The following is a 16,620-nucleotide window of genomic DNA, read 5'->3' as shown; positions in this document are numbered from 1 at the left end:
TAATAACTCCTTTTCCTTATAAAATGGATGTGCTTACAGGTAGTATTGGATATCCTCGCGCTTGCCCGCAAAGTCGAGGATCTGAAGGATTTTGGCGCGAAGCCGCAGGAATTCGGGCAGATCCCGCTCCCGCGGGCGGCCGATCTCCACCTCAAGGATATTCTCGATCCTGGCCGGCCGGGGCGACATGACGAAAATCCTGTCGCTTAAATAGATGGCTTCGTCCACGTCGTGGGTGACCATGACCGTCGTCGTTCCGCGCTCCTGCCAGATTTTGATGAGCTCATCCTGCATGTTCATGCGGGTAAAGGCGTCCAGCGCGCCGAATGGTTCGTCCAGCAGCAGCACCTTTGGGTGGTTGACGAGGGCCCTGGCCAGCGCCGCGCGCTGGGCCATACCGCCCGAGAGCTGGTGCGGGTAGGCCTTCTCAAAGCCCTGAAGTCCCACGAGCCGGATAAAATCCAGAACGTCCTTTTTCTTTTCGTGATAGATGCTGCGGACCTTCAGGCCGAAGGCGACGTTGTCGTAGATGGTCAGCCAGGGGAAGAGGGTAGGGTCCTGGAAGACGAGGCCGCGCTCGTAGCTGGCGTCCGTGATTTTGACGCCGTCCAGGGTAAACGCGCCTTCGTCCGGCGTAGTGAGTCCCGCCAGCAGCCGCAGAAACGTCGATTTGCCGCAGCCGGAGGGGCCGATCAGAGAGATGAATTCTCCGGGCTTTATCTCCGCGTTCACATTGCTTAAGGCCACCACTGTCTGCCCATCCGGCTGGACAAACTCCTTCCGGAGGTTTTCGGCCCGGATATAGCCGGTCTCGGATTTTACCATTTGATGACCCCCTTCTGCCAGACGAGCACCTTGTCGCGCACCCGGAACAGGAGCGTGATGAGGAGCGAGAAGGTCACCGCGATGACGATGAGACCCGCGTAGACGTTGGCGTACGAGAGCATATCCTTCTGCCAGTTGATGTACCAGCCGACGCCGAACTTGACGCCCATCATTTCCGCCGTCATCAGCGTGATGAACGACGCGCCCGTGCCGTTGAACAGGCCGATGAAGATCATGGGCATCGAGGCCGGCAGCGCTACCTTGAAGATTTTGTGGAGCGCTTTGGCGCCCAATGTGCTGGAGACCTCGAAATAGGAGTTCTGCACGTTCGAGATGCCGGAGCTTGTCAGGACCGTCGTCGGGAACCAGACGGCCAGCGCGATCAGAAAGGTGCTCGCGGTGAAAGTCGTCGGGAACGTCACCAGCGCGATGGGGACCCAGGCCGTCGCGGGGATCGGCCCGATGATCTTGATAAGCGGGTTCACCCAATAGCTCCACTTCCGGCTCCAGCCGACGAGGATGCCGGTGGTGAGGCCCGCCAGGGCGCCGATGAAAAAGCCAGTGAAGAGGAGCCTGAGCGAATAGCCGAGGCATTTCAGGATGAACGCGCCGTCGTCCACGTACACCTTGAGAATCTTGTCGGGATTCGGGAAGTAGATCGGCTGCAGCAGCATCAGCTTGATCGTCGCGATATTCAGGATATTGAGCAGCAGGATAAACGCGGCGATGAACCAGCTCTTGAACGCCACCCGCTTTCGAAGATTTTCAAAAAACAGGGACAGCACGGCGAAAACCAGCGTGATGCCGATGATGGCGATAAGGGCGATCGTGAAATACGGCAACGGCTTCTGCACATACTTCGGGCTGTTCGGCACGAGGACGTTGATGAGGAGCGCCAAAAGCGCGCTTAGAGCCGGCAGGAGCGTCCTGACGTCGAAAACGGGTTTCTTTTTATGTTCGGGGTTTAACTCTGATTGTACGGCGATTTTTTCCACGGTAATACCTCCGCGCCGTTAAACTGCGTCTTGCTGTTTGATGTATGTAAAGGGGTCCTTGGCATACCAATCCGACCTGTAGGGGAGCTTTAAATTCTGCGCCAGCTTTTTGTTGAACTGGCCGTTTCTTGCCGTCTTGTTCAGGCGGCGCGCGACCTCAAAGACGCCGGAATATCCCAGATAGTTGTAGCTCGGCCCGAAGAGGGGCAGAATGGGAATCCCGTGCTTTGCCGAAATGTTGTTGCCGCCCGTGTGCGCGATAAAAATGTCGGGCTTTATCCGCTCGAGCAGGTTTGACTGCTCAAAGGGCTGATTTGTCGCCACGTCGACCAGGACGTCGTCGATATTCTCCAGAGCGTCAAACATCGGCTCTATAAACTGATCGAAATGGTGCGCCTTGAAGCCGACGACCGTGAGCCCGAGATCCTGTAAAATCTCCGCTGTGGCGATGATGCGCACTTCTCCGCCCGCCAGGAATACGCGCTTGCCGCGGAGGGCTTTGCGGTACGGCGCGAGGCTTGCGTCAAGCTGCTTGTTTTCAAGCGCGATGAGCTGCTGCGCCTCTTTTTCAAGACCGAAATGGGAGGCGATGCGCAAAAGCCAGCGGTCTGTGTTCTTGCGGCCGATGGGGATGGTATCGACGATAAACGGGATGTTGTACGTCTCTTTCAGATGCTCGACAAAATAGTCGTCGTGCGTGCCGCAGATGCTGACATTGAGCGAGGTCTCCAGCGCGTACTCAAAGTCCTCGGGCTCGGCGTAGCAGGGGATGAAGGTGACATTTAAGCCGATGGCGTTTAAAAGCCGCTGCAGCTCCAGCTCATCGGCCCGGCTCATGGAGCCGACGTTCAGAATATTGACGTTGCGGCTGATCCTGTACTGCTCCGTCAGCTTGTCGAGGTCCGTCTCAGCCAGCTGTGTCCGCCGGTCGGGCGTTTTCACGTACCTTTTCAGAATCCCGTGATAGACGGCGTCATAGGCCGTGGCCATGACCTTTGTCTTGAAGCCCTCGCAGTGGATCGGCACGATGTTGGCCGCCGTCTGGTTTTGCAGGTCAGAGAGGATGCTGTCAATATCGTCGCCGATGAGAGAGGGCACGCAGCCGTTGGCGACGATGATCGTTTCCGGGCGGAACTCCCGGTCCGCGTACAGGACGGCTTCACGAAGCTTCCGCTCGCCGCCGCTGATGACGTCGGCCTCGTCGAGATTGGTGTTGAGCCAGATGACGCCTTCCGCCTTCGGGTCGCGCAGCTGCTTAAAGCTCTTGTTGACGCCCACGTTGCCGATACTGCAGGAGCCGCAGCCGATCGGCGCGTGCATGATGATGACGGCGTTTCTCAGGGTGTTCAGGATCGCAAGGCTGAGGGTGAACTGGCAGCCGTGGGTCTGGGAGAACCGGCGCCCGGCCAGATTCAGGCAGCCGCCCGCCCCGAAGCAGCCGCTTTTCAGGCAGTCCTTGACGTCGGCGCAGGTCCCGCCGTAGGCGATGTTTGTTTTAAGCCGGTCTTCCCGGGCGGGCGCTGATTTTGCGTTCAGATAATTCATTGTGTTCCTCCTATCTGCCGGCGACCAGGAGCCCCAGGAGATCCTCGGTCAGGGTTAACGCGCCGCTGAAGCCCGCATAGGCGTGATTGAGAACGACCCGGTTCGTCACCGGATACGACGCCACCAAAAGCGGGAACCCAAATTCCGTGGCCAGGTCGCGCTCGAATACGCTGCCGACGACGACGGCGGGGGAGAAGGCGTCATAGTATTTTTCGTTATGATTTCTGGGCCAGGCCTGGGACAGGTACTTCCGGACGCTGGACGCGTCCGTGTCGAACCGGACCTCCGGCTGAAGACCCGATTCAAGGTTTTCAAACCGCCGCAGCAGGAGCTCCTTCTGTGCGTCGTTCACAAAATCCGTGATGACCACCAGCTCGGGCAGCCAGCCCAGCTCGTCGGAGAGAAACCGGGTGACGGCGGGGGCGTAATTGGCATCCGCAACCACCACGGCGTAGCGCTGCAGGTCGATATCGTTATAGATATCCGATACGCGTTCCAGATAGCTGTAGTAGACCGCTTTTTCCTCGCGGATTACTTTTTCCGTCACGGCGGCGTCAATGGAAAGGGCCTTGGCGATCTCTTTCAGGAACGCCTCCGTCGCGTCCGCGCCGACAGGGAAGCCCGTGGTGATAAACGGGATGCCGTGGACCTCCTCATAGACCTGCGCGGCGTCCAGCCCATAGGTGTCGGAGACGACGATGTTGAGCGCCGCCGCGCCGGAATCCTTGATGTTCCCGAGCCCCTCGCCCTCACCGAAAAGGGTGTTGACTTTGAGGCCCAGCTTCTCAAGCAGGCGCTTGATTTCCTTGAGGTTGCCCTCCCAGAAGACATCCTGGATTGGAACGATCCCGAGGATATTTACCGTGCGCGGCTCTTTCTGCTCCTGCTTCGCGACGTACTTTTTGATCAGCGCGCTCAGAACGAGCTCATAGCCGGTAAAGGAATTGCCGCGGAAGCTCGGGGTATGTACGGCGATCACCGGCCGATCCGTCCCGGCAAACTCGGTTACGATAGCGTCCAGGTCGTCGCCGATCATTTCGACCATGCAGCCGGTCAGGACGAAATAGACGTCCCCGTCCATAACCTCCAGCGTCGTCGTGATCTGCTCGCGCAGGCGGTCCTCACCGCCGAAGACGATGTCGCGCTCGACGACATTGCTGCTGGGCAGGCTGTTCCCCCCGCAGTATCCGCCGCCGGAATATCCGCCGCCGGGATTGTTCGCGTTGTACAGGTTCTGCCCGCAGCCGGCCGAGGCGTGTATGATCGGAATGGCCCGCGGTATCGCGCGCAGCGTGGCGAGCGCGCCGCCGAGCGCACAGGTATACCGGGGCCGGTCAACAAATTTACTCATAGGTCATCCTCCAATTATGAACTCTGCCATATCATCGCTCAAGGCTGTCGAACAGAGGCGTCGACAAGTACCGCTCTCCTGTGTCGGGAAGCAGGACAACGACGTTTTTTCCCCTGAATTCGGGGCGCTTGGCGATCTGGGTGGCGGCGAAAAGGGCCGCGCCGGACGAGATGCCCACAAGCAGTCCTTCCGTAAAGGCGGCCGCCTGCGCCGCCTCGTACGCTTCCTTGTCCCGAACACGGTAAATTTCATCGATCGTACCGGCGTTGAAGACACTGGGGACGAAGCCGGCGCCGATGCCCTGTATGCCGTGGGCGCCCGGAGCGCCGCCCGATAGGACGGGGGAGGTGTGCGGCTCGACGGCGATGATCTGCGTCTCCGGATTGTGGGCCTTCAGCACTTCGCCGACGCCGGTGACAGTGCCGCCGGTGCCGACGCCGGCCACAAACGCCGCGACGCTGCCGTCGGTATCCTCGAGGATCTCTTTCGCCGTCGTCCGGCGGTGGACCTCCGGGTTGACGGGATTGCCGAACTGGTCGGGGATATACGAATTTTCAATCTGGGCGGAGAGCTCCTCCGCCTTGCGGATCGCACCCGGCATGCGCAGAGCTCCCGGCGTCAGCACCAGCTCGGCCCCAAGGGCAGCCAGCAGCCGCCGCCGCTCGACGCTCATCGTTTCAGGCATCGTGAGGATGATCTTGTATCCTCTGGCCGCAGCGACAAAGGCGAGCCCGATGCCCGTATTGCCGCTTGTCGGCTCGATGATGGTGGTGTCCTTATTGATGAGGCCTTTCCGCTCCGCGTCCTCGATCATCGCCAGGGCGATCCTGTCCTTGACGCTGCCGGCGGGATTGAAGTACTCGAGCTTTGCGATCAAGCTGCCCGACAGGCTTTGATCCTCGGAGTATCTGTTCAGCCGCAAAAGCGGCGTTCTGCCGACAAGCTCTGTTAAACTGTCTGCGATCCTAGCCATGTATCAAACACTCCTTCTCAGATGGCCGCGCCCTGCGACGTGACCTTGCCCTGCTCAACAGCCAGGAGGTAATCTCCCCATTTTGCCGCCCACTCCCGGAGCTCGGTAACTTCCATCGGCGTGGGGGCTTTTGATTCGGTATGGTCGGCGATCTTACCCGCCAGCGCGCGGTAGACGCCGGCCTGGATGGAGTTCGGCGCGGCCTCGATCGTCGTTTTGCCCTGCAGCTCGCTCTGGGTCACGGTGACGGAACGGGGGATATATTCCACGACTTTTGTGTGGGTCTTTTCCACAAAATCGTCGATGATGTCCTTGGAATACGGTGTGCCCATCGAATTGGCGATGACGCCGCCCAGGAGCGCGCCGCCGGAATTGGAATACTTGCTGATGCCCTTGAACAGGTTGTTGGAAGCGTAGACGGACATGAAGTCGGAGGACGATACGGTAAACACGTGCTCGGCAATGCCTTCGCGGATGGGTACGGCAAAGCCGCCGCACACGACGTCGCCGAGAACGTCGTAGATGACGACGTCCAGGTCCAGCTCCTCAAAAATTTTCTGCTGCTTGAAGAGCTCGACCGCCGTGATGATGCCGCGCCCCGCGCAGCCAACGCCGGGCGCCGGGCCGCCGGCCTCCACACAGTAGATGCCGTTAAAGCCTTCAAAAATAACGTCGTGAGCCCGGACCGCGGACTTCTCCCGGAGCGTGTCGAGCACCGTGGGGATGTACTTGCCGTCCCGGAGCGTGTTCGTCGAGTCGCTTTTCGGGTCGCAGCCGAACTGCATGACCTTGAGTCCCAGCTCCGAGAGCGCGGCGCTCAGATTTGATGTTGTTGTGGATTTGCCGATGCCGCCTTTGCCATAGATGGCGATCTGCTTGATTTTCTTAGCCAAATTGCATTCTCCTTTAACGTGATTTTACTGCTGTTTAACTGCAAAGGGCCTTGGCCGACCCGATGCGCATGATAACAAATTTCATTATTAAACCTCCGTCATTTATCCGTGGGAGAAGGTTTGTTCCTGGCCGCCGAATTCATAAAGCAGGTGAGAGAGGTCTCCCTTTCCCGGGATGCCCACGGCGTCCGCCCGGCAGTGCTGGCAGTGGCGGAAAACAGGCAGATATTCTTCGGCGACGGCCCTGGCTTCGCTGAGCTCCTGACAGCCGGGCTCCTCGAAATCCGCCATCTCGTGCTGGGGGATGAGGGGGATGATGTTGATGATGGAGGCGCCAAGCTGTGAGACCGTCTCGGCGATGTCGGCGATGTGGTCGTCGTTGACGCCGGGGATCAGCACGATGTTGATTTTGACGACGGCGCCCAGCGCGGCCATTTTTCTGATGCCCCGCTTCTGCGCGTCGATCAGGAGCTGCGCGGCCTCGACGCCCTCGTAAACGCGGTCGCCGAGAAATATAAAGGAACAGATCTGCGCCTGTATGTACGGGTCCACGGCGTTGACCGTGACGGTGATCGTTTTAACGCCGGCCTCCCAAAGCTCGTCTGCGTACCGCTCCAGAAGCAGTCCGTTTGTGCTCAGGCAGTTGATGAGCTCCGGGTGCCGCTCCTTGATGAGGCGGAATGTCTCCAGGGCATAGGGGGTCGCCAGCGTGTCGCCGGGACCGGCGATGCCAGCAACGGTAATGTCGGGGCAGAGTTCCAGCGCCTTTTCCAGAATCTCCAATGCCTTTTCCGGCGTCAGTATCTGATTTGTAACGCCCGGCCGCTGTTCCGTCTTGTTGAGGCTCCTTTTACAGAACTTGCACTGTATATTGCATGTCGGACTGACCGGCAGATGGACGCGGCCTTTGTTCATGTTGGATTTTCCGGAAAAGCACGGATGCTGACCGGAAATTTTTTCGAGCTGTTTTATCCGAAGTTCTTCAGCCATAACGTCGCCTTCCTACTGAAATTATATAACATATATGTTTAATATGTTATATTGGTACTATTATACGCTTTAGACAAGAGTACTGTCAATCACAAAGTCATATAATTCATATAGTTTTACTATGGCAACAGTTTTCTGCTTTTTTGGGGTATGTAAGTTGGTCAGAAAAAACAATACAAACTTTTCGGTATTTTAAAAAATCGGATTTGCTTCTTAATGCCATAAGGCCCACAGCCGGATTTGCCACTGTACAGTCGCTTTAATCATTGCTATAATGTCGACGGCGTGCTTTTTGACATGCTTTGATTCAATGAATAAACGACGATTGAGATGAGCCGATGATATACCTTGATTATGCCGCCGACACGCCCGCCGCCCGGGAGGTGCTCGATGTTTTCAGCGATACCGCCCTGCGCTATGCGGCGAACCCGAATTCTCTCCATACCCCGGGCAGACAGGCCGGCGCGCGCCTTGCGGAATGCACCGAGCAGATAAAAACACTGCTGAACCTCAAAAACAGCGACGTGATCTATACCTCCGGCGCGACTGAAGCCAACAACCTGGCCCTGAAGGGCGTGGCGGAGAAGTACCGGAACTCCGGAAAGCATATCATCGCCACCTACCTGGAACATTCGTCGGTCAACGGGGCGCTGGCCGCGCTGCAGAACAGCGGCTTTGAAATCGATTATGTGGATTCCGGCAGCGACGGCCTCGTGGACCTTGAGCAACTGAAAGCTCTGCTGCGGAAGGATACGATCCTTGTCTCCGCCTGCTATGTGGACAGCGAAATGGGCGTTACCCAAAAAATACACGACATCGCGGCAATCCTGTCGGGCTATCCGGGCTGCCGGTTCCATGTGGACGCCACCCAGGCGGTGGGGAAGGTCCCACTCTCTTTGGATGGGGCCGACCTGTTCACGTTTTCGCCCCACAAGTTCTATGGCCTGAACGGCAGCGGGATATTAATTAAAAAGGAAGAGCTCCTCCTGGAGCCGCAGATACACGGCGGGCTCAGCGCAACGCCGTATCGCAGCGGCACGCCGGCGCTTGCCCTGGCGGCCGCGTGCGCCAAGGCGCTGGAACTGGCGCTGGCAGAGCTTGCGCCAAGATGTGAGCACGTGAGCGGCCTGAACAAAAAGCTCCGGGCCGCGCTGACCAAATACCCAAAGGTCAAAATCAACAGCACGGCATATTCCGTCCCGCACATCCTGAGCGTCAGCATGCCGGGTGTAAAGACGGAGGATTTCCGGGACGAGCTTGACGCGTACGGTGTTTGCGTTTCGACGCGGTCGGCCTGCTGCGCGCCCAATTCGGTCTCAAGGCCGGTGTACGCTGTCACCAAGGACAGAAAACGTGCCGTATCCACGCTGCGCGTCAGCTTGAGTCACCTGACGACAGAACAGGACGTTGACGAATTTCTGGCCTGTTTTGAAAAATGCTACGATAAATTCGCCGGTTAATGGGGCAGCTATGGAAAAGTATGAGGAAATAGAAAAAAGCATCACGAAGAAGTACCGCAAGGAGATATGGAAGCGGTTCACCTCGGCGGTCGTTGAGTACCAGATGATCAACGAAGGCGATAAAATCGCCGCCTGCATCTCCGGCGGCAAGGACTCCATGCTCATGGCCAAATGCCTGCAGGAGCTCCAAAAGCACAAGGTCAAGCAGTTTGATCTGGAGTTTCTCGTCATGGACCCGGGCTATAACAAAATAAACAGGCAGACCATCATCGACAATGCCGCGCTATTGAACATTCCCGTCACGATCTTCGAGACGAACATCTTCGACGTGGTGGCCAAGACGGACCGGTCGCCCTGCTATCTCTGCGCCAAAATGCGGCGCGGATACCTCTACAGCAAGGCGCGGGAGCTGGGCTGCAACAAAATCGCGCTGGGCCACCATTTCGACGACGTGATCGAGACCATCCTGATGAGCATGCTGTACGGCGCGGAGGTCAAGACGATGATGCCGAAGCTGCACAGCACGAATTTCGAGGGGATGGAGCTCATCCGGCCCATGTACATGGTGCGCGAGGCGGATATCCTCGCCTGGAAACGGTATAACAGCCTCAATTTTATCCAATGCGCCTGCCGCTTTACGGAAAACTGCGTGCTGGGCGACAACGGCGGCACGTCGAAGCGCCAGGAGATGAAAGACCTCATCAAGAAATTCCGGCAGATCAACCCGACCATCGACATCAGCATTTTCAACAGTGTCCGGAACGTCAACCTGAAAACGATCATCGGCTATCACGACGGGGACGAATATCACAGCTTTCTCGACAGGTATGACAGGCCGGCGGCGCCGGAGGATTAATGGCAGGAGTCACGGCGCCGCCCCCGCCCGGACAGAAGTCTCATAATAAACTAACGAAAAGCCCGCGCGGACTGACATCAGCCGCGCGGGCGTGTTTTTTTGCGGAAGGCGGCGCCGGGATGCGATTAAAACACGCGGAGGGGCCCGTCTACATACAATCTTCACATGACGCTGATAGCATGAAGAAAATATGTGAAGGAGCGCATGTCATGAGCAAAATGAACAAACGACCCGTGAAAAAGAAAACAGGCCAACAGAAGGGCATCTATATCTTCGCCGGCGCCCTGATCGTTGTGGCTGTCGTCATCGCAATCATTAAGGGGACGTCGGGCTCGGGCGGAAGCAGCAGTGCCGCGGCGGCGCAGAACGGCGGGGACATCAAAATCGCCAAGAGCGAGATTACGGAAACGGCCACCTTTATTCCATATAAATCGGGAAATACGCTCATGGAGCTCGTGGCGGTAAAAGCGCCCGACGGTACGATCAGGACGGCGTTCAACACCTGCCAGGTCTGCTATAATTCCGGCAGAGGCTATTATATACAGCAGGGCGACGAGCTGGTGTGCCAGAACTGCGGCAACCGCTTCAAAATCAGCCAGGTGGAAAAAGAGAAAAACGGATGCAACCCGGTGCCGATCCTGGACGACGGCAAAACCGACGACGGTCAGACGATCACGGTTTCCGAAAATTATATGACGCAGAATGTCGCCCTGTTCGCGCGCTGGAAGAAGTGACCCGAACCCGCAAAACCAAATGTGACGAATTTGTAAACTCAGCAATTCCTGGGATTTCTTCATCAAATCTTCAAATCAGGCATATAAAATCGGAGTATCGGGCGCTTAAACCGAGACCAACCGCGAAGGAGATGCATTATGGCGCAGCAGTGGATTTATGAAGAGCTGAAAGTGGGCGGCATGTCCTGCACGAGCTGTGAGATGAAAATCGAGAACAGCCTGAAAAAGAAGGCCGGTATCCGGGACGCCAAGGCCAGTTATGCCAGGGAGACAGTCAAGATTTATTATGACCCCGAGGTCATTTCCCTGGATGAGATAAAACAGGCTATCGAGAAGCTGGATTACACGGTGGAAGAGAGCCTGAAAAACATGGTTTTCTCCGGCAGCGCGGAGCAAAGCAAAGGCAATCGGCAGCAGTGGATTGACGAAGAGCTGAAGGTCGACGGCATGTCCTGCACCAGCTGCGAGATGAAAATTGAAAACAGCCTGACAAAGAAGGCCGGCATCCGGAACGTCAAAGCGATCTACGCCAAAGACACGGTGCGGTTTTCTTATGATCCGGCGGTCATTTCCCTTGACGAAATAAAGGCCGCCATCGAAAGACTGGACTACAAGGTCAGGAGAAGCGTCAAAAACAGCCTTGCCGTTGGAAAAACGCAGAAAAAGAACGACAAGCTGTCCGCGACGCAGCTTTTGGCTGTCGGCGTTATCATCTTTGCCGTCTATTTGATCATTAAAAATACGGTCGGCTTCAATTTCCTGCCGCAGATTTCGCAGAACATGGGCTACGGCCTCCTGTTCGTCGTTGGACTGATCACGTCGCTGCACTGCGTGGCCATGTGCGGCGGCATCAACCTCACGCAGTGCGTGTCCTATCAGCTCCCGGAAAACGCGTCCAAGGCGGCGAAGATGAAGCCCAGCCTCATGTACAACACGGGCCGCGTCATTTCCTACACGGTCATTGGCGGCATCGTGGGCGGGCTCGGCTCGGTGATCAGCTTTTCGGGGACAGCCAAGGGCATCGTCGCTATTCTCGCCGGGGTGTTCATGCTGATCATGGGCCTCAATATGCTCAACATCTTCCCCTGGCTGCGCAAATTTGTGCCGCACATGCCGAAGCGCTTTGCCAATAAATTTCGCGGCAGCGGGAAATACGGTCCGTTCGTTGTGGGCCTGTTCAACGGCCTGATGCCCTGCGGCCCGCTCCAGGCAATGCAGATTTACGCTTTGGGCACGGGCAGCGTTCTGGCAGGCGCCGCGTCGATGCTTTTCTTCAGCCTGGGCACTGTCCCTCTGATGTTCGGTTTCGGAGCGGTCAGCTCGCTGTTAAGCAGCAAATTCACCCATAAGATGATGAAGGTCAGCGCCATGCTGGTCATGGTCCTCGGCGTCATCATGCTCACCCGGGGCTTTGCCCTGTCGGGCTTCAGCCTGCCGAGCATCGGTACGACGGCGGCTGCAACCACCAGCAAGGCGACGGTCAACGGCTCGGAGCAGGACGTCACGACGACGCTCCAGCCCGGCAGCTACACGCCGATCACTGTCCAGAAGGGCATCCCCGTGAAATGGACCATTCAGGCGGACAGCAATTCGCTGAACGGCTGCAACGAAACGATTCAGATCCCGCAGTATAACATCACGCAGAAGCTGCGGCCCGGCGACAACGTCATCACCTTCACGCCCGACCAGGAAGGAACGATCACATATACCTGCTGGATGGGCATGATCCGGAGCACCATCACGGTGGTCAGCGACCTGTCCGCGGCGACGGTAGCAACGGTCAGCGCCGACGATTCGTCCTCCGGCTCTGCCGCCGCCATTGCCGGCGGGTGCTGCGCCACCCCTCCGCCCGGCTTTGAAAACGGAAGGATTCCAACCGACAATATCGCCGTGGCGACGATTAACGGCGACGAGCAGGACGTGACGATCGACGTGGGCGCTCAGGGCTATTCTCCGGCTGTCGTCGTGCTCCAGAAAGGGATACCGGCCAGAATCAAATTTACCACCAGCCAGCTGAACGCCTGCAACGGCACGGTCTATTTCCCGGAATACGGCGGCGGGCTGGATTTGACAACCGACAAGGAGACGCCGCTTCTGCCGGTTTCGGACGACTTCTCGTTCGAGTGTGGCATGGGCATGCTGCACGGCTACGTAAAGGTCGTCGACGATATCAAAAATGTCGACATGGACGCGGTCAAGCAGGCTGTCCAGAACTACACGCCGTCTGCCGGCGGCGGTGCCGGCTGCTGCAAACCACAGACATAACGACAAAGGACCAGGGAGGAAATTATGGCTCGTAAAGAAACAGTCAGGATATCGGGCATGTCCTGCGCGGCGTGCGCGGCCCGGATTGAAAAGGGTATCGGCGCGCTGCCCGGCATCGGCGCGGCGAACGTCAACTTCGCCATGGAGCGCGCGACCTTTGAAATTGACGATCAGGTGGCAAGCCTTTTGAAGGTTGAGGAGACGATCAAAAAGCTGGGTTACGGCGTTATTAAGGACGAGGACGCCGGAGAGAGCAAGGTCGTGCTGAGTCTCACGGGCATGTCCTGTGCCGCCTGCGCGGCAAAAATCGAAAAGAGGCTGAGTAAGCTGGGCGGCGTCAGCAAGGCCTCCGTCAACCTTGCCACCGAAAAGGCGACGGTAGAGTACGACCAGGCGGAAATCAAGGTTTCCGAGATGATAAAGGCTGTGGAAGCGCTGGGGTACGGGGCGGAAAAGCTGGAGGACGTCGTCGAGGACAGGGAAAAGGCGGCCAGGGAAAAGGAAATCAAAAAGCTCCGTCTCACGCTGATCGCCTCGATCATCCTGAGCGCCCCGCTGGTGCTGGCGATGCTTCTGTCGCTTGTGGGCGTGGACGTTCCGTTCCTGCACAACGCATATTTCCAGCTCATTATCGCCACGCCGATCCAGTTTATCATCGGCTTCCGGTTCTACAAGCACGCGTTTCTGGCGCTCCGTGCCAGAAGCTCCAATATGGACGTGCTGATCTCCATGGGCACGTCAGCGGCCTACTTCTTCAGCCTGTACAACGTGTTCTTTGAGCCGGCAAAGATGGGCGGCATGAAGGATTTGTACTTCGAGGCGGCCGCCGTGATCATCACGCTCATACTGCTGGGCAAATATCTCGAGGCCGTGGCCAAGGGCAAGACCTCCGAGGCCATCAAAAAGCTGATGGGCCTCCAGGCGAAAACGGCCCGCGTCATCCGCGGCGGCGTTGAGCAGGACGTGCCGATCGAAGAGGTCGCGGCGGGCGATGTCGTCGTCGTGCGGCCCGGCGAAAAGGTGCCGGTGGACGGAAAGATCATCGAGGGCAACTCGTCCATCGACGAATCCATGCTGACCGGAGAAAGCCTGCCGGTGGAGAAGAAGCCCGGCGACCTCTGCATTGGGGCGACCATCAACAAATTCGGCACGTTTAAGTTTGAGGCCACGAAGATCGGCAAGGATACCGTTTTGTCCCAGATCGTCAAAATGGTGGAGGACGCCCAGGGCTCAAAGGCGCCCATCCAGAAAATCGCCGATAAGGTGGCGGGCATTTTCGTCCCCGTCGTGGTGGGTATTGCGGTTTTGACCTTCCTTTTATGGTTCTTCATCACCGGTGACGTGACGAAAGCGATCATCAGCGCCGTGGCGGTGCTCGTCATTGCGTGTCCGTGCGCTTTGGGTCTCGCCACGCCGACGGCCATCATGGTCGGCACGGGCAAGGGTGCCGAAAGCGGCATTTTGATCAAAGGCGGCGAGCACCTGGAAACGGCGTATAAGCTCAACGCCGTCGTCCTGGATAAGACCGGCACCATCACAAAAGGGCAGCCGGAGGTCACGGACATCATCCCCTTCGGGGCGCTGGAGCCGGCTGAAATTCTCAGGCTTGCGTCCATTACGGAAAAGAATTCGGAGCATCCGTTGGGCTGCGCTATTTACGAGCACGGGAAAAAGGAGCTCGCCGCTGTGCCGGACCCCGATCGATTCGAGGCGATCCCCGGCAGAGGCGTCAAGGCCGTCACAGGAGGCAGGACAATCCTGATGGGCACCCGAAAGCTGATGCTGGAGCGAAGCATCGAAACGGGCGGAATAAACGCCACGCTGGAGTCGCTGGAGGATAACGGCAAAACGGCGATGATTATGGCCGTCGACGATAAAATAGAAGCGATTGTCGCCGTTGCCGACACGCTGAAGGAGAATTCCAAGGAAGCCATCGCCGATCTGCAGAAAATGGGCGTCGAGGTCTATATGATCACCGGCGACAATAAACGGACGGCCAACGCTATCGCCAGGCAGGTCGGCATCACCAACATCCTGGCGGAGGTCCTGCCGGAGAACAAGGCGGAAGAGGTGGAAAAGCTCAAAAAGGCCGGCAAGGTGGTGGCCATGGTCGGCGACGGCATCAACGACGCCCCGGCGCTGGCGACGGCCCACATCGGAATGGCCATCGGCACCGGTACGGACGTCGCCATCGAGGCGGCCGATATCACCCTGATGCGCGGCGACCTGCGGACGATCCCTGCCGCCATCCGGCTGTCCCGAAAGACGATGCGCAAGATCAAGCAAAACCTGTTCTGGGCCTTTTTCTACAACACGATCGGCATTCCCTTTGCCGCACTGGGCTTTTTGAATCCGATGATCGCCGGCGGCGCCATGGCGTTCTCGTCCGTCTCCGTCGTTTCAAACTCCCTGAGCCTGAAAAGCTATGATCCGACCGGCACCCGGACAGTGTCGCTCAATCCGGAGTGGATTCTGGAGCAGCCGAAAAACGGGAAAAAGGCGTCCGCCACGACGGAGAGCGGCAGGCTTGCCGAGCTCGAAAAGGCAAACGCCGAGCTGACGCGGCAGTTGAGCGAACTGACGCGCGGCGCCGCCGAGCTGACCCGCGCAAAGCTTGAGATCGCGGAAGTCATGATCAAAACCCACAGGGCGTCCGAAAGGCTCCTGGAGGAGACGACGCGGGAGGCCGAGGAAGAGAAGCTGCGGCTTCTTCTGCAGATCCGCGAGGAGGAGGCAAAGCTCGAGAGCCTCAAAAACAGTGCGGCCAGTCTGCAATCAGAGTTAAATGATAATGATAACGGAGGTATCCATATGTCAAAAGAAACGAAAGTCCTGAATGTCAACGGCATGTCGTGCAGCCACTGCGAAAAGACGGTTATCAAGCACGTGGGCGCGCTGGACGGCGTGAGCAGTGTTCTTGTCGATCTGGAGGGAAAGCAGGTCACCATCGAGTTTGAGCCCGAAAAAGTATCCCTGGAGCATATTAAGGAAACAATCGAGGAGCAGGGCTACAACGTCGCGTGAAATTCGGACACCCGCGCTCATAAACTGAAAGGCCGTCTCATCATGCGACAAGCGGGTCCGCGCGCATTTGAGGCGGCCTTCCCGCAAACGATATTCGGTGGCTCCAAATCTTCATAATATCTTCAAGACTTTTTTATATGATTGGGCCATCCGAGAAAACAACAGGAGGAAGATTACATGACCCATTATATGGAGCTCTTGGCGACAAACCAGCCCTGGCAGCTGCTCCTTTTTATGGCGATCCCTGTCATCTGTGCCGAAACGCTCGCCATCTCCGAACTGATCATTCTGTTCACGAGGAATCTGGCGGGCAGGGCGAAACGCGTCAGCAAAATTACGGGTATTTTCGCCGGCGTATATTTTACGGCTGTTTTCATTTATCTGCTGATTACCGCCGTCATACCGCTGACGGCCACGGGCGGCTGGAGAGGCCCGTTTGACGTGATCGCCGTCGGCTTCTACCTGATTGGCGTTATCCCGTTTGCAGGGATGTTCCTGCTGGATACCGGCATCCTCGGAAGGAAGAAGGACCAGGTCGAGAAGCTGAAGCTCCATGCAATCCTCGTTGGCATCTTTCTCGTTGTCGCGCATGTCGCCATGATTTTCGGCATGCTGGACCCGGCACTGCTCACCGGCGGCGGGATGAGCGGCGTCATGATCGGCGCATAAATTTTTAATTCCCATAATTCCTATAAAAGGAGCTGAAACC

The 16,620-nt window shown here is 57.6% G+C and carries 13 protein-coding genes and 1 pseudogene; 7 read left to right on the top strand and 7 right to left on the bottom strand.

Features of this window, described 5'->3' with window-relative positions; genetic code table 11:
• Positions 1-33: 33 nt before the first annotated feature.
• From BUB60_RS01190 to BUB60_RS01160, 7 genes are all read right to left on the bottom strand, one after another.
• Positions 34-825, bottom strand: a complete 792-nt coding sequence (locus BUB60_RS01190; protein WP_073075810.1) for an ABC transporter ATP-binding protein — start codon at positions 823-825, stop codon at positions 34-36.
• The gene (locus tag BUB60_RS01185) at positions 819-1,820 is read right to left on the bottom strand and encodes an ABC transporter permease (protein ID WP_242941109.1); all 1,002 of its coding nucleotides are present in this window, start codon (positions 1,818-1,820) and stop codon (positions 819-821) included. The genes BUB60_RS01190 and BUB60_RS01185 overlap by 7 nt, the downstream gene beginning before the upstream one ends.
• Positions 1,821-1,838: 18 nt before the next feature.
• Positions 1,839-3,365: a nitrogenase component 1 gene (locus BUB60_RS01180; RefSeq protein ID WP_073075809.1), complete on the bottom strand. Its 1,527-nt coding sequence runs from the start codon at positions 3,363-3,365 to the stop codon at positions 1,839-1,841.
• A gap of 10 nt (positions 3,366-3,375) precedes the next feature.
• Positions 3,376-4,716 carry a nitrogenase component 1 gene (locus tag BUB60_RS01175; protein ID WP_073075808.1) on the bottom strand — a complete coding sequence of 447 codons (1,341 nt, stop codon included), beginning with the start codon at positions 4,714-4,716 and terminating at the stop codon, positions 3,376-3,378.
• Positions 4,717-4,747: 31 nt separating this feature from the next.
• On the bottom strand, positions 4,748-5,689 hold the full coding sequence (gene cysK / locus BUB60_RS01170; RefSeq protein ID WP_073075807.1) for a cysteine synthase A: 942 nt from the start codon (positions 5,687-5,689) through the stop codon (positions 4,748-4,750).
• A 17-nt stretch (positions 5,690-5,706) separates the two neighbouring features.
• Entirely contained in the window at positions 5,707-6,582 is an 876-nt protein-coding gene (gene nifH / locus BUB60_RS01165) for a nitrogenase iron protein (RefSeq protein WP_073075806.1), read from the bottom strand.
• Positions 6,583-6,684: 102 nt separating this feature from the next.
• Entirely contained in the window at positions 6,685-7,572 is an 888-nt protein-coding gene (locus BUB60_RS01160; RefSeq protein WP_073075805.1) for a radical SAM protein, read from the bottom strand.
• A 338-nt stretch (positions 7,573-7,910) separates the two neighbouring features.
• Here BUB60_RS01160 and BUB60_RS19620 point away from each other — a divergent pair, with 338 nt between their 5' ends.
• From BUB60_RS19620 to BUB60_RS01120, 7 genes and pseudogenes are all read left to right on the top strand, one after another.
• Entirely contained in the window at positions 7,911-9,032 is a 1,122-nt protein-coding gene (locus BUB60_RS19620) for a cysteine desulfurase family protein (RefSeq protein ID WP_073075804.1), read from the top strand.
• Positions 9,033-9,042: 10 nt separating this feature from the next.
• A complete protein-coding gene (locus BUB60_RS19615) occupies positions 9,043-9,888 on the top strand; it encodes a tRNA 2-thiocytidine biosynthesis TtcA family protein (RefSeq protein WP_073075803.1) in 846 nt (281 codons plus the stop codon).
• A 209-nt stretch (positions 9,889-10,097) separates the two neighbouring features.
• Positions 10,098-10,622, top strand: a complete 525-nt coding sequence (locus tag BUB60_RS01145; protein ID WP_242941108.1) for a DUF2318 domain-containing protein — start codon at positions 10,098-10,100, stop codon at positions 10,620-10,622.
• A 138-nt stretch (positions 10,623-10,760) separates the two neighbouring features.
• Positions 10,761-12,887 carry a copper ion binding protein gene (locus tag BUB60_RS01135; protein WP_084726150.1) on the top strand — a complete coding sequence of 709 codons (2,127 nt, stop codon included), beginning with the start codon at positions 10,761-10,763 and terminating at the stop codon, positions 12,885-12,887.
• A 24-nt stretch (positions 12,888-12,911) separates the two neighbouring features.
• Positions 12,912-15,320 (top strand): annotated as a pseudogene (locus BUB60_RS01130) (heavy metal translocating P-type ATPase); the annotation flags it as partial.
• A gap of 198 nt (positions 15,321-15,518) precedes the next feature.
• On the top strand, positions 15,519-15,911 hold the full coding sequence (locus BUB60_RS20785) for a copper ion binding protein (protein ID WP_341444119.1): 393 nt from the start codon (positions 15,519-15,521) through the stop codon (positions 15,909-15,911).
• 177 nt (positions 15,912-16,088) lie between these two features.
• A complete protein-coding gene (locus BUB60_RS01120) occupies positions 16,089-16,580 on the top strand; it encodes a DUF6803 family protein (RefSeq protein ID WP_073075802.1) in 492 nt (163 codons plus the stop codon).
• The last annotated feature ends 40 nt before the right edge of the window (positions 16,581-16,620 follow it).

This window comes from Sporobacter termitidis DSM 10068 (genome assembly GCF_900130065.1).
In the GTDB taxonomy this organism is placed as follows: Bacteria; Bacillota; Clostridia; order Oscillospirales; family Oscillospiraceae; genus Sporobacter; species Sporobacter termitidis.
This window is presented reverse-complemented; position numbering and strand designations above follow the sequence as displayed.